14 protein-coding genes are annotated in these 13,225 nt (G+C 41.4%); 8 read left to right on the forward strand and 6 right to left on the reverse strand.

What is annotated here, in order from left to right:
* Nucleotides 1–117: 117 nt before the first annotated feature.
* Entirely contained in the window at nt 118–324 is a 207-nt protein-coding gene (locus tag FTU35_RS01795) for a hypothetical protein (RefSeq protein WP_004975391.1), read from the reverse strand.
* 395 nt (nt 325–719) lie between these two features.
* On the opposite strand from FTU35_RS01795, the gene sbmA reads away from it, so the two are divergent.
* A complete protein-coding gene (gene sbmA / locus FTU35_RS01800; protein ID WP_179996029.1) occupies nt 720–1,916 on the forward strand; it encodes a peptide antibiotic transporter SbmA in 1,197 nt (398 codons plus the stop codon).
* A 279-nt stretch (nt 1,917–2,195) separates the two neighbouring features.
* Nucleotides 2,196–3,161, forward strand: coding sequence for a hypothetical protein (locus tag FTU35_RS01805; RefSeq protein ID WP_154320431.1), 966 nt, complete (start codon nt 2,196–2,198; stop codon nt 3,159–3,161).
* Between the two features lie 34 nt (nt 3,162–3,195).
* Here FTU35_RS01805 and FTU35_RS01810 read toward each other — a convergent pair whose 3' ends face one another.
* The 5 genes from FTU35_RS01810 to gatC all read right to left on the reverse strand — a co-directional run bounded on the left by FTU35_RS01810 (nt 3,196) and on the right by gatC (nt 8,301).
* A complete protein-coding gene (locus tag FTU35_RS01810; protein WP_019838361.1) occupies nt 3,196–3,996 on the reverse strand; it encodes an NYN domain-containing protein in 801 nt (266 codons plus the stop codon).
* 129 nt (nt 3,997–4,125) lie between these two features.
* Nucleotides 4,126–4,908 (reverse strand): hypothetical protein, encoded by a 783-nt coding sequence (locus tag FTU35_RS01815; RefSeq protein ID WP_019838362.1) that lies wholly within the window; start codon nt 4,906–4,908, stop codon nt 4,126–4,128.
* A gap of 72 nt (nt 4,909–4,980) precedes the next feature.
* The gene (gene gatB, locus FTU35_RS01820) at nt 4,981–6,456 is read right to left on the reverse strand and encodes an Asp-tRNA(Asn)/Glu-tRNA(Gln) amidotransferase subunit GatB (RefSeq protein WP_179988605.1); all 1,476 of its coding nucleotides are present in this window, start codon (nt 6,454–6,456) and stop codon (nt 4,981–4,983) included.
* Nucleotides 6,456–7,934, reverse strand: coding sequence for an Asp-tRNA(Asn)/Glu-tRNA(Gln) amidotransferase subunit GatA (gene gatA, locus FTU35_RS01825; protein WP_180064443.1), 1,479 nt, complete (start codon nt 7,932–7,934; stop codon nt 6,456–6,458). Before gatA ends, gatB begins: the two co-directional genes overlap by 1 nt.
* Before the next feature lie 52 nt (nt 7,935–7,986).
* On the reverse strand, nt 7,987–8,301 hold the full coding sequence (gene gatC, locus FTU35_RS01830; protein ID WP_168419202.1) for an Asp-tRNA(Asn)/Glu-tRNA(Gln) amidotransferase subunit GatC: 315 nt from the start codon (nt 8,299–8,301) through the stop codon (nt 7,987–7,989).
* 137 nt (nt 8,302–8,438) lie between these two features.
* Here gatC and FTU35_RS01835 point away from each other — a divergent pair, with 137 nt between their 5' ends.
* The 6 genes from FTU35_RS01835 (at nt 8,439) to FTU35_RS01860 (ending at nt 13,200) form a co-directional block, all read left to right on the forward strand.
* The gene (locus tag FTU35_RS01835; protein WP_004975408.1) at nt 8,439–9,485 is read left to right on the forward strand and encodes a rod shape-determining protein; all 1,047 of its coding nucleotides are present in this window, start codon (nt 8,439–8,441) and stop codon (nt 9,483–9,485) included.
* A 16-nt stretch (nt 9,486–9,501) separates the two neighbouring features.
* Nucleotides 9,502–10,359 carry a rod shape-determining protein MreC gene (gene mreC, locus FTU35_RS01840; RefSeq protein WP_167846190.1) on the forward strand — a complete coding sequence of 286 codons (858 nt, stop codon included), beginning with the start codon at nt 9,502–9,504 and terminating at the stop codon, nt 10,357–10,359.
* A complete protein-coding gene (gene mreD, locus FTU35_RS01845; RefSeq protein ID WP_154320436.1) occupies nt 10,346–10,852 on the forward strand; it encodes a rod shape-determining protein MreD in 507 nt (168 codons plus the stop codon). The genes mreC and mreD overlap by 14 nt, the downstream gene beginning before the upstream one ends.
* Nucleotides 10,840–11,406 carry a Maf-like protein gene (locus FTU35_RS01850; protein WP_004975413.1) on the forward strand — a complete coding sequence of 189 codons (567 nt, stop codon included), beginning with the start codon at nt 10,840–10,842 and terminating at the stop codon, nt 11,404–11,406. Before mreD ends, FTU35_RS01850 begins: the two co-directional genes overlap by 13 nt.
* A gap of 39 nt (nt 11,407–11,445) precedes the next feature.
* Entirely contained in the window at nt 11,446–12,900 is a 1,455-nt protein-coding gene (gene rng, locus FTU35_RS01855) for a ribonuclease G (protein WP_104852376.1), read from the forward strand.
* A 129-nt stretch (nt 12,901–13,029) separates the two neighbouring features.
* Nucleotides 13,030–13,200 carry a PA1571 family protein gene (locus FTU35_RS01860; protein WP_004975418.1) on the forward strand — a complete coding sequence of 57 codons (171 nt, stop codon included), beginning with the start codon at nt 13,030–13,032 and terminating at the stop codon, nt 13,198–13,200.
* Nucleotides 13,201–13,225 lie beyond the last annotated feature (25 nt).

Consider the following 13,225-nt stretch of genomic DNA (forward strand, 5'->3'; position numbering starts at 1 on the left):
TAATGAAAGTTTAGTTTTTATAAGCCATGAAAGCAGTAGCGTATTTATCAAGCTTTATCTAATGATTGAATGTGCTTTGCGTACATTCAATCATTAAAGTTTGTGGCGACTCAGTAATTAAAGTTTACGCCACACCTTATTTTCATCTTCTAAAGAGACAGTAAAGTTAAATTCGTCGTCTACGGTAACCAAGTAGGAGTTAGGATTAACCAATAAAACTTTTAAAATTGTACCTTGCTCGAATTCAATTGGTGCGCAGTTTTCTTTACGTAGAACAATAGGTTCAAGTAGCTCAATAGCAATGTTTTCTGTTGGAGATTCCATACCGCACCCTAAATGAGTTATTTTTAATCAACTGTATTATATAGTAAATTGATGAATAATCTACACAAAATCGTAAATTTGTGTCGGGTTTAAATATTTTGTACTTGAATTGTTGGTCAAAAAATCGCAATAAATTTGCCCAATACTTCATAATTTGACATTTTAAAAATATAAGAAATTGAAATTTGATGTAATTTCTTAGATGAATGGCAAATGAACAGCGCAGTAAAATATAGCCGATTGATGAAATTTACAGTTTTCAGTATAAAAATAAAATTATTGCTGAAAAAACAGCGTATAAAGTATAAAAGTTAAAGTATCCATTCACGCTTTTTTAAGTGGTGAAGGCACTGGGTTTTACATTCCAATTTAAAAAATAAAGGCTTTTTGTCTGCATGTTTAAGTCATTTTTTCCAAATCCAAAGTGGTTTTTTATTTCATTGCTTGTTTGGTTCGCCATTAATCTGGCTTTATGGTACTCGGGCGGTAGCGCATGGGGTAGTTGGATTGGCTTCCCGCAAGGCTATGCCGAAGCAACATTACCCATCGATGTCAGCCGTTTTTGGTCACCTGCATTTTTATGGTTTTATCTGTGGTTTTTTGTGGCAACGACGCTGTTTGCCATTTTCTGGAAACTTAAAGCAAATCACCCATGGCAGCGCTGGTCGGTATGGGGATCGGCATTCATCCTGTTTAATATTTGGTTTGGGGTACAAGTCAATGTTGTGGTGAATGCTTGGTACAACCCATTTTATGACCTGATTCAAAAAATGCTCAGTAGTGGCGGTGGAGATGTCAATGAACTCTATGCAGGTGTGCTGACCTTTTTATACATCGCCATGGTGGCAGTGACCTTAATGGTTTTGAATTTATTTTTTGTTAGTCACTATGTTTTTCGTTGGCGTACGGCAATGAATAATTATTACACCGCACATTGGGAAAAACTCAGACATATTGAAGGGGCTTCACAGCGTATTCAAGAAGATACCATGCGCTTTGCCAGAACCATGGAAACTTTAGGGGTAAATTTAGTCGAAGCCCTAATGACTTTGTTGGCATTTTTACCTGTGCTGTTTAGTTTGTCTGTGCATGTCAAAGCCCTGCCTATAGTGGGGGAAATTTCGTATGCCTTAGTTTGGGCTGCAGTGGGTTGGGCAGTATTTGGTACAGTGGTGTTAATTGTGGTGGGTGCGAAGTTACCAGGTCTGGAATTTAATAACCAAAAAGTTGAGGCGGCTTATCGTAAAGAATTGGTTTATGGTGAAGATCACGCTGAACGTGCTGATCCGCTGAGTTTAAAAGAACTGTTTAGCAAAGTGCGTTTGAACTATTTCCGTTTATATTTCCACTATGCCTATTTTAACTTGGTACGCATTTGGTACATGCAATTGGACAATATTTATGGTTTATTTGTGTTGTTCCCAAGTATTGCCGCAGGGGCTATTACATTGGGTTTGATGATGCAAATTGCCAACGTATTTGGCAAAGTCCGTGAATCTTTTCAGTATCTGATTGCATCTTGGCCAACCATTATTGAGCTCTTGTCTATTCATAAGCGTTTAAAAGCATTTGAATCGACCTTGGATCAATAGTTTTGATGGCGACATTCATAAGTGTTGTGGATGTCGCGTTCGAATGTTTAGAGTGGTGACTGCCAAATATAAATTGATCTGAACAGTTGTATAAAAATAATACTGGTGCTAGTGTTCAAAATCATAAAAAACTGTGATGAATTGGATTGTTTTATAAAAATATCAAACTTGATTCAAATAAAATTATGATTAATTAACTATAAAATCAAGGTGTTGTATTTGTTATTTTGCCCCAATTCATATATTTTCATTGATATAAAAACAATTGAGAATTGAGACGTGACCTGCAAAAAATTACTCTTGATTGGGGGAATTGGCAGCCTATTATTTGGTTGTGCAACAGTTGATCAATTTAGCCCAAATTCGGTGAAGCATTTTGCATCTGCACAAGAACTGATTGTTCAAAAAAACTTAAATCAGCCCAGTGGTGCTGCTAAAGAATATGTCTATTATTGGGGGCCACAGCGCAAAGATCAGCCTGCTGAATCTATGATTCCACGTAAATATATGGGCAGCTATTGTCAGTCACAAAATGGACGCTTAACGCTGGCCTATAAAAGCTCAATGAGTTTAGTCAAAAATGCATGGTCTAAAAAACTACTCAATACTTATCGAGATGTAAAACAGGGGATTGGGGCATACCGCTGTGTAGGTAGTCAGGGTGATAGTTGGATTGTCTCAATTGAGCCTGTGGCAGAGCGCCAGTCGGAACAGCGTGGTGAAGCGCGAGTGGTGAGTTTGGTCACTAAAATAATGTCTGAAGATGAAGCGCGACGTTTTTACCGAGCGGTTTCTACATCTGCAAAGACTGCACCTAAAGCAGCTCCAAGTAATCCAAAAACAACAAATGCAACTAAAGTTGCTGAAGTGAAAGAAAAACCTGAAGAGAAAAAAGAGCCTGTAGTTGCATCATTAAAAACAGCTCCACCACGTGTGGTTGAAACACCACAACAGCAACAGACACGTTTATATGTCGCTGCGCGTCGTGATTTAAATAGTGGGCGTAATCAGATTAATGCCTGTAATAATGCACAACGTGCTTATAACTATGGCAAGTTACAGGGCGCAGAGGGTACACGTATTTATACAGAATCTGGTATGTTGGTGGCACGTTGTTTAACGGGTGTTTCGAGTTATCGGAGTCGTTTTCCAAATTCAGATGCACAGGCAAAACGTATTTTGCAGAATTTAGCCAATAATTATAATCATGCAGGGGCTAAGAATATGTTAAGAGGCATGAAGTGAGGGTAACTCTCACTTGCAAAGCCAACTTTTAATTTTAAATTTTTAATTTTATGTAAATTTGTTTATGTCCACTATCAAAAATACGTTCGTCATAGTCAAAAATATTTGTATGACTTTTAATCAAATCAACAACTTTTTTAAAGCCATAGTTTCTGGGATCAAAGTCATTTTGTAAAAGTTTCCATTGCGATGTGAATGAAGAAGCGGGAATCCATTCAGTATCATGATTGTCAAAAATTTGTTTAATAATATGTAGTGGTAGTTTCTGCGCTGAAGTGGTGTTGTTTAAGACTTCAGTTTTACTAGAGGGTTGAGGATGCTGTTCTTTCTTCGTTTCAATCAAAGGGAGTTCTTTAATTTGAGGTTCTTCATATCCACTTAGGTTCTCGACATAGGTGAAGTGAGAACAAGCATTTCGGAAGGCTTCGGGCGTTTGTTTCTTGCCAAATCCATAAACGGTGGCCCCTTGCTCTTTAATGCGTATTGCTAAGGCTGTAAAGTCACTGTCACTTGATACAAGGCAGAAGCCATCAAAACGGTCTGTATAAAGTAAATCCATTGCATCAATAATCATAAAACCATCGGTTGCATTTTTACCTGTTGTATAAGCAAATTGCTGCATAGGTTTAATCGCTAAATTATTAATAGCTTGCTTCCAACTACCATTTTGACTGACAAAGTTACCATAAATACGTTTTACCGTTGCCTCACCGTATTGAGTGATCTCATTTAAAATATTTTCAATATCTTTTGCAGAAGCATTATCTGCATCAATTAATACTGCTAATTTTGCTGTTTTTTCTTCTGAAACATTAAAGATCGTTTTTAAAACCATTATTTTCTCTAAAAATAAAACCCTACACAAGGTAGGGTCTTTATCTCATAAAAACAAAGAATTAGTCAATTAATCAACCAATCATATTCTTCATCAATTTATTCACCTGTGTAGGGGAATCCGACAAACTTAATCTTTGGCTTTCCATGAGTACTTTATAGGGTTACTAGCCCCTTTTTTTCTGAACTTTTCAGGAATTCTTTTGCCTAAATACTTGGTCTGAAATTCTGGAGGTGCATTTTTCCCAGTGAACCCATATCTTTTTGAGCGTGTTTCGTGATTATAGACATCCTCACCCAACAGCATAAAGTTCGGGAAGTTTTCTTGTGTGGCTTCTAACCATTGTTCAGCCACAAATACGCCTTTGATCACACCTTGTACCGTGGCTAAAATTATTTTTGCTTTATTGGCTTCTGAAGGAGTAAGTTTCCATGCAAATCTAACTGCATCATATACGCCACGTTCTAAAGCAGTTCTATTAATTGAAATCAATAGAGCATCATCTGTAATTTCTACGGTTTCAGTTTGATATGCTGTAACAATTTCATGAATATTAGCTACTCCATATTCATTACTACCTTTGCCATTCATAATATTTGTTAGACCTGAATAAGCATCAATTAATGAAGCCTCAACAACTTCAGCCATATTTTTGCTTTCTAAAGCATGGCGATGAATAATATGGATAACATCTAAACCCGATAATTGAATATCTCTGATCTGTTTCATTTTTAAACTAAGAAGATCTTCTTCTGCATCTTTATCAGTTAGTAGCCCATTTACATGATCAAATATACGATTGTTAAGTCCACGACCGATGTAAAAGGTCGAACCATCTCTTGGATCGACTAATCGATAAACATACCATTTAAGATTTTCACAGACTTCTGGACTGAATTTTTCTATTTTCATTTTATTAACCGTAAAAAAACCCTACATAATGTAGGGTTTTTATCTCATAAAAACAACGAATTAGTCAATTAATCAACCAATCAATTTCTTCATCAACTCATTTACTTGTGCAGGGTTGGCTTTGCCTTTCGCAGCTTTCATTACCTGACCAACAAGACCGTTAAAGGCTTTCTCTTTACCAGATTTATACTCTTCAACCATCTTCTCGTTCGCAGCAAGTACGTCTTTAATAATTGCTTCAATTGCGCCTGTATCTGTTTCCTGCTTTAAGCCTTTTTCAGCAATGATTTCGTCCGCAGATTTGCCTTCTTCCCACATAAAGCCGAATACTTGCTTCGCGATCTTACCGTTAATTGTGTTGTCCACAATACGCGCGATCATACCGCCAAGTTTTTCCGCAGATACAGGAGAATCAGCCAAATCTAAGCCTGCTTTGTTCAAAGCACCTGAGAATTCACCCATTACCCAGTTTGCTGCAATTTTACCGTGTGCCGCACCACCTGCTGCAGCAACCACAGCTTCGTAAAATTCAGACATTTCACGAGTAAGCGTTAAAACGTGAGCATCGTATTCAGTCACAGCAAAGTCTGCTACAAAACGTGCACGACGTGCCGCAGGCAATTCAGGCATAGTGGCTTTAATTGCTTCAATTTGCGCATCTGGAATAACCACAGGCAACAAATCTGGATCAGGGAAGTAGCGGTAATCGTTCGCTTCTTCCTTCGAACGCATTGAACGCGTTTCCATCTTCACAGGGTCAAACAAACGTGTTTCCTGATCAATGGTGCCATCCCATTCCAAGATTTCCATTTGACGTTCAATTTCAACATTGATTGCCTGTTCAATGAAACGGAATGAGTTCAGGTTTTTCAATTCACAACGTGTACCGAAAGGTTGTCCCGGACGGCGTAATGACACGTTACAGTCGGCACGGAATGAACCTTCAGCCATGTTACCGTCAGAAATACCTAACCAACGTACCAGTGTATGAATCGCTTTAATATAAGCTACGGCTTCTTCAACCGAACGCATATCGGGTTCAGATACAATTTCAAGCAAAGGCGTACCTGCACGGTTGAGGTCAATACCTGACATGCCTTCAAATTGATCATGAATCGACTTACCCGCATCTTCTTCAAGGTGTGCACGGGTTACGCCAATGCGTTTGGTCGTGCCATCTTCAAGTTGGATGTCGATATGACCCAAACCGACAATGGGGTTGTCCATCTGGCTAATTTGGTAGCCTTTAGGCGAGTCAGGGTAGAAGTAGTTTTTACGCGCAAACACAGACGCTTGGTCGATGTAGGCATCAATACCCAAACCAAAACGGATTGCCAAATCCACCACTTCTTTATTCAGCACAGGCAAGACGCCCGGCATAGCTAAATCAACAAGGCTGGCTTGCGTATTTGGGTCTTGACCAAATTCGGTTGATGAACCTGAGAAAATTTTAGAATTGGTTGCAAGCTGAGTATGAATCTCAATACCAATCACGACTTCCCAACCATCAATCAGGTTTGATTTTGGTTTAGCAGTATTCTTCGCCATTATGCGTTCTCCTCAGCAATTGCAGCGCGTTGAGTATGCCAATCGGTCGCTTGTTGATACTGATGTACCACAGATAACAGTTGTGATTCAGACCAGTAATTGCCAATCAATTGTAAACCCACAGGCAAGTGATCTTGGTCAAAACCAACAGGCGCACTAATTGCTGGTAAGCCCGCTAAGTTCACTGCGATGGTGTAAATATCACCCAAATACATTTCAACAGGGTCTAAAGACGCGCCAATTTTGTAGGCAGTTGTTGGTGCAGTTGGTGCTGCAATCACATCGACCTGTTCAAAGGCTTTTAAGAAGTCTTGCTGAATTAAACGACGGACTTTTTGTGCTTTCACGTAGTAAGCATCGTAATAACCCGCAGAAAGAGCATAAGTACCAATCAAGATACGACGTTGCACTTCTGCGCCAAAACCTTCAGAACGTGAGCGTTTGTAAAGATCTAAAATATCTTGAGGATTTTCTGCACGGTAGCCATAACGCACACCATCGTAACGAGAAAGGTTAGATGATGCTTCTGCAGGGGCAATCAGATAGTAAGTTGGCACGTAGCTTTCAGTCATGTTGAGATCAATCTCAACCAATACTGCGCCCAATTCTTCTAATTTTTTTAGTGATTCTTCAACACGTGCTTTCACCGCAGCATCTAAACCAGCCACATTGAAGTATTGTTTCGGAATACCAATGCGTAAGCCTTTGAGCGTTGTTGCATTCAGGTTCGCCACATAATCTTCAACCGCTTTATCCATAGAGGTTGAGTCTTTGGCGTCATGACCAGCCATTACATTCATTAAATATGCGCAGTCTTCTGCAGAGCGTGCCATTGGGCCTGCCTGATCTAAAGATGATGCATAAGCGATGATGCCGTAACGTGAAACACGTCCGTAAGTTGGTTTGAGACCAGTCAAACCACAGAAAGACGCAGGCTGACGGATTGAACCACCTGTATCTGTACCTGTAGCAAATGGTGCAAGGTCAGCCGCCACGACAGCAGCAGAACCACCTGACGAACCACCCGGTACATGGTCAAGTGCCCATGGGTTTTTGGTCGCGCCATAGAACGAACTTTCAGAGGTTGAACCCATTGCGAATTCGTCCATGTTCACTTTACCCAAAGTGACCAAACCTGCATTTTTACCTTGTGCCACCACAGTTGCGTCATAAGGCGAGATAAAATTGTCCAGCATTTTTGAACCCGCAGAGGTTTTAATGCCTTGGGTACAAAAAATATCTTTATGTGCAACAGGAATACCTGTCAGTGCTGTCGCTTGACCTGCCTGACGCAACGCATCGGCTGAATCTGCCTGTGCCAATGCTACGTCATTGGTCACGGTGACATAAGAGCGCACTTGCGGATCAATTTTGGCAATACGTTTTAAATAATGTTCTGTTAGTTCGCGAGAGGAGAATTTGGCTGCCGCTAAACCCTCAGAGATTTCACGAATCGATAAGCGATGTAAATCTGTCATGAGAAAAATTCTTTTACCTTTTTATGAAGTCAAAATGTAACAGCCGAATAAATTATTCAATCACACGTGGAACAAGGTACAAGCCATCCTGAACTGCAGGGGCAACAGCTTGATATTGCTCACGATGATTCTGTTCGGTTACGACGTCTTCACGTAATGGTTGAGGGTGGTCAAATGGGCTTTTTAAAGGCTCTACGTCATCAGTATTAATGCCTTTTAAGCTTTCCATCATGCCTAAAATTTTATTTAGACTTTGAGCATATTCAGCAGATTGCGTATCATTGAGTTTAAGACGGGCAAGATTGGCAATTGCTGAAACTGTTTGTGCATTTAAATCTGCAGAATGCTGAGCATCCGAGGTAGACATAACATCACCTAAAATCAGTATTAATAAAAAATTTCAAAATATCGTGCGTTATAATAAGCGATTGACTTGTTCAACGCACCACATTTAGTTAAAGTTGCCAACTTGCGTCCACATAAAGTTTAATCGAGAACGACTCCGTGATTCTAAAACGACTAATTGGCTTGTTTTCGCCAGACCTAGCCATTGATTTAGGTACAGCAAATACACTTATTTATGCGCCAGGACGAGGCATTATATTAAATGAACCGACGGTTGTGGCAATTCGTCACAGCGGTTCACAGAAAATTGTTGCCGCAGTCGGTCTTGATGCCAAACAAATGTTGGGTCGTACCCCTGCAAATATTTCTGCAATTCGCCCTATGAAAGATGGTGTCATCGCTGATTTTGAAGTGACTGAAACCATGCTTAACCAATTTATTGGTAAAGTGCATGAAAAGCGCTTATTCCCACCTGCACCACGTGTAGTGGTGTGTGTGCCATGTAAATCTACCTTGGTAGAACGCCGTGCCATTCGTGAAGCCGTGTTTAATGCGGGTGCGCGAGATGTACGTTTAATTGAAGAACCCATGGCTGCGGCAATTGGTGCAGGTATGCCTGTCGAGCAAGCTTGTGGCTCAATGGTGGTAGATGTTGGTGGTGGCACGACAGAAATCGCGATTATTTCATTACAAGGTTGTGTTTATTCAGATTCATTGCGTATTGGTGGCGATGTGTTTGATGAGCAAATCATTAACTACGTGCGCAAGGCACATGGTTGTGTGATTGGTGAAACCACAGCAGAAACTATTAAGAAAGAAGTTGGCATGGCATTGCCAGATGAAGGTGCTAAACCACTGGAAATTGAAGTACGTGGTCGTAACTTGGCAGAAGGTGTGCCACGTGCCATTACTGTAACTTCTGATGAAATTACCCAAGCCATTTCTGATCCGTTACAAAGCATTGTATCGGCAGTAAAATCTGCACTGGAACAAACTCCACCAGAACTTTCTTCCGATATTGCAGAGCGTGGAATTGTGCTCACCGGTGGAGGTGCGTTATTGCGTAACCTAGACAAGCTTTTGGCACAAGAAACAGGCTTGCCTGTGGTAGTCGCAGAAGAACCATTAACTTGCGTTACCCGCGGTGGCGGCAAGGTTTTGGAATTCTTTGATAATCCAAACCACGATATGTTATTTGTTGGCTAATACATAGGATTCGGCGGTGCAAACAAATCTGTTTTCCAGACAACCGCCATCTTTTCGCTCTTTTATAATTGCGGTCATTACTTGCTTGGTCATCCTGTTCTTTAACTGGCGTGTCCCGCATGTAATTCAACCTGCACGTGATGTTTTGTATGCGGCATATAATCCAATTTATGCCCTTGCAAGCTATCCTGTATTGTCGCGAGAATGGCTAAGTCAACAAAGTAAGTCTGAGGCTCAATTGCGTCGTGAAAATACCGCGATGCAGGCAGAGCTATTACAGGCTCAAGTCCGTTTGCAAAAATTGTCTGAACTCTCTGCAGAAAATACCCGCCTGCGTGGTCTACTCGATACGCCTCTAATCATTGATGGACGCATGGAAATTGCTGAAGTAATTGGTACCGATGCCGATCCTTTGCGCCACATTATTGTGATTAACCGTGGTTCACAAAATCAGCTCAAAGTCGGGCAAACCGTTTTGGATGATAAAGGCATTATGGGGCAGATCATTGCTGTGTATCCACACAGTAGCCGTGTCATGTTGCTTTCTGACAAAGAACACTCACTTTCAGTGCGTTTGGAACATACAGGCATGCGAGCCATTGTGTCGGGTACGGGCGATTTAGGGCGTTTGAAAATGGAATATGTACCGACCAGTGCCAATATTCAGGTTGGAGAGAAAGTCTATAGCTCAGGCTTGGGCGAGCATTTCCCTGCAGGATATTTGGTTGGAAGCATTGCCAAAATCAGCCGACATAATTCTGGTGAGTTTGCACAAATTGATGTGATGCCTGCAGCACAATTGGCGGGTGGTCATCATGTGGTGGTGCTGTTCTCAGAATCTTTAGCGAAGGAGCAGCCAAATGCCAATCGCTAAAATTGGACAAACCCGACTCGGACAAAACAAGAATAAAGATCCACTATTTCCGATTATTTTTTCTGTAATTGCTGCATCTGTACTCATGGTGTATCCGCTGTCTTATACAGGCTCGGGTTGGCGACCATTGTTTATGTTGATGGTGACCTTGTTTTGGGTGCTTGGGCAACCAACTTGGTGTGGTATTTGGTTTGCCTTTGGTACAGGCTTGTTTGCAGACTTGCTCCTCGATGCACCTTTGGGCATGAATGCCTTGAGTTTTGTGGTGATTACTTTTGTGGCGCGTTTCCTGACTCGTGAGCGCCGTATTATGACGTTTGCGAATTTATGGGTCATTAGTGTAATCGCAATTTTGGCTCACCTCGCCCTGATTTGGGTGATGCAAGTCATGGGTGGGATTCAGTTCCCATTTGCTCGTCATTGGCAACCTTTGCTGAGTAGTATTTTGCTCTGGCCTGTGCTGTATTATTTCTTGCGAAAATGGCGCATTTAATTCTTGCCTCAAGTTCACCGCGCCGTCGGGAACTCCTGCAACAGCTTGGGCTGGAATTTGAAATTTACAGTCCAGACATCGATGAATCTATTTTAGCGGGCGAAGATGTTGCCGCGTATGTTGAGCGGTTGGCATGTGCCAAAGCCGATGCGGTTTTACGGCTATTTCCTGATGCTATTGTGATTGCTGCCGATACCAGTCTAGGCGTAGATGGGCAGATTTTGGGCAAGCCAGAATCCAAAGCACATGCCTTTGCCATTTGGTCACAACTTTCTGGTCGAAAACATGATGTTTTTTCAGGGGTTTGTGTGCGTACAAAACAGAAAAAATCCAGTATAGTGGTACGTACACAGGTTGAATTTCAATCGCTTAGCCTAGATGATATGGAAAGCTACTGGGCAACAGGTGAGCCGATTGGAAAAGCGGGTGCTTATGCGATTCAGGGCATCGCAGCACGTTATATTCCGCGTATTGAGGGCAGTTATAGCAATGTTGTCGGCCTGCCACTCTATGAAACCGTACAGTTATTACAGACAGTTAAGGCACTAAATTAACTGCTGCACAAAAATTTTTATAATGTTTTGAGTTTTATTATGTCTGACGAGTTGTTGATTAACGTCACACCGATGGAGTGTCGGGTGGCGTTAATTCAAAACGGCACGGTCAATGAACTATTCGTTGAGCGTACAGCCAAGCGTGGTTTGGTGGGCAATATTTATAAAGGCAAAGTGGTGCGCGTGCTGCCAGGCATGCAAGCCGCTTTTGTCGATATTGGCTTATCGCGTACTGCTTTTTTACATATCAATGACATGATTTGGCCGCGCAGCCAACCTACACCGAATGTCTTTGAATTATTGCAGCCTGGGCAAATTCTGACCGTGCAAGTTATGAAAGATATGCTCGGTACTAAAGGTGCACGACTGAGTACTGATCTTTCCATTCCTTCGCGTTATTTAGTGTTAATGCCGTACGGTAGTCATATTGGCGTATCACAACGTATTGAATCGAGTGAAGAACGTGAGCGTCTACGCGGGATCATTGAAACCATTCAGGCTGAGCATAAACTGCCAGGCTCAGTGATTGTACGCACAGCAGCCGAAGGCGTCGATGAAGCGGCCTTAGTGCAAGATATGTGTTACTTGGCAAAATTGTGGGAATACATTCAGCGTAAACAAAAAAGCATTGCTGTGCCTTCTTTGATTTTTGAAGAGTTGCCGTTACCGCAACGCGTAATTCGTGATTTGGCGAATGATAACACCGCCAAAATTTATGTCGATTCTCGTGAAATTCACGCCAAATTAAAAGAATTTGTGGATGAGTTTGTGCCCAATATGCACAATCGCCTGATTCATTACCCAGGCGAGCGCCCACTGTTCGATTTATACAATGTCGAAGAAGATATTCAAAAAGCGTTGCAAACCCGTGTGGCATTAAAGTCAGGCGGTTATCTGATGATTGATCAGACCGAAGCCATGACCACCATTGATGTGAATACGGGTTCTTATGTCGGTGGTCGGACTTTAGAAGACACTGTTTTTAAAACCAATATGGAAGCGACACAGGTCATTGCCCGCCAGTTACGTTTGCGTAATTTGGGTGGCATCATCATTATCGACTTCATTGATATGCAAGAAGTACAGCATCGTGATGAAGTCTTGAGTCAGTTTGAGCGTATGCTTGAACGAGATCATGCCAAGACCAAAATTACCCAAGTGTCTGAACTGGGCTTGGTCGAGATGACCCGTAAACGCACCCGTGAATCATTAGAACATTTACTTTGTGAAGCCTGTCCAACTTGTCAGGGGCGGGGATATGTCAAAACAGCAGAGTCAGTGTGTTACGAAATTTTTCGAGAAATTTTAAGATATGCACGCGCATTTGAATCACAACGTGGCTTTACTGTCGTTGCACACCCATCGGTGATTGACCGATTGTTAACTGCCGAAGCGCCAGCAGTGGCGGATTTAGAGCACTTTGTCAGCCGTGTGATTAAATTCCAGGTGGAAAATTTATATACGCAAGAGCAATACGATATCATTCTGAGCTGAAATTGTAACAGGATATCGCTAAACAGTTGTTACATCTGAAATTTTACTTTTTTGAGCGAATTCTCAATACTAAGCATACAGAGTAGCCAAAGCCGAACATCTCCCTCGGTTTAGCAAATGAGGTATGCCATGGGTATGAGTAAAGTTGTGATTCAAAAGAGTTTAAAAGTATTAGATCGTAAAGTGACACATAACGGTTATATTGTGGATGAGCAAGGTAAAGAAACTCAAATTACCACTGCAATGGTTAGCGCAGTTTGTCAGCAATTATTAAAACAGTGTCGTACTATTCAAAAATAAGGGGCAGCAATTGCCCCTTAATTGA

Origin of the sequence: Acinetobacter sp. YH12095 (assembly GCF_013419245.1) — a bacterium.
GTDB lineage: Bacteria > Pseudomonadota > Gammaproteobacteria > Pseudomonadales > Moraxellaceae > Acinetobacter > Acinetobacter towneri.

What these genes read in the sequence shown, in the direction of transcription:
- mreD (WP_154320436.1), top strand. Translation starts at nt 10,346, where the DNA reads ATGCCAATCGCTAAAATTGGACAAACCCGACTCGGACAAAACAAGAAT.
- FTU35_RS01795 (WP_004975391.1), bottom strand. Translation starts at nt 324, where the DNA reads ATGGAATCTCCAACAGAAAACATTGCTATTGAGCTACTTGAACCTATT.
- gatB (WP_179988605.1), bottom strand. Translation starts at nt 6,456, where the DNA reads ATGGCGAAGAATACTGCTAAACCAAAATCAAACCTGATTGATGGTTGG.
- FTU35_RS01815 (WP_019838362.1), bottom strand. Translation starts at nt 4,908, where the DNA reads ATGAAAATAGAAAAATTCAGTCCAGAAGTCTGTGAAAATCTTAAATGG.
- FTU35_RS01850 (WP_004975413.1), top strand. Translation starts at nt 10,840, where the DNA reads ATGGCGCATTTAATTCTTGCCTCAAGTTCACCGCGCCGTCGGGAACTC.
- rng (WP_104852376.1), top strand. Translation starts at nt 11,446, where the DNA reads ATGTCTGACGAGTTGTTGATTAACGTCACACCGATGGAGTGTCGGGTG.
- gatC (WP_168419202.1), bottom strand. Translation starts at nt 8,301, where the DNA reads ATGTCTACCTCGGATGCTCAGCATTCTGCAGATTTAAATGCACAAACA.
- FTU35_RS01860 (WP_004975418.1), top strand. Translation starts at nt 13,030, where the DNA reads ATGGGTATGAGTAAAGTTGTGATTCAAAAGAGTTTAAAAGTATTAGAT.
- sbmA (WP_179996029.1), top strand. Translation starts at nt 720, where the DNA reads ATGTTTAAGTCATTTTTTCCAAATCCAAAGTGGTTTTTTATTTCATTG.
- gatA (WP_180064443.1), bottom strand. Translation starts at nt 7,934, where the DNA reads ATGACAGATTTACATCGCTTATCGATTCGTGAAATCTCTGAGGGTTTA.
- FTU35_RS01810 (WP_019838361.1), bottom strand. Translation starts at nt 3,996, where the DNA reads ATGGTTTTAAAAACGATCTTTAATGTTTCAGAAGAAAAAACAGCAAAA.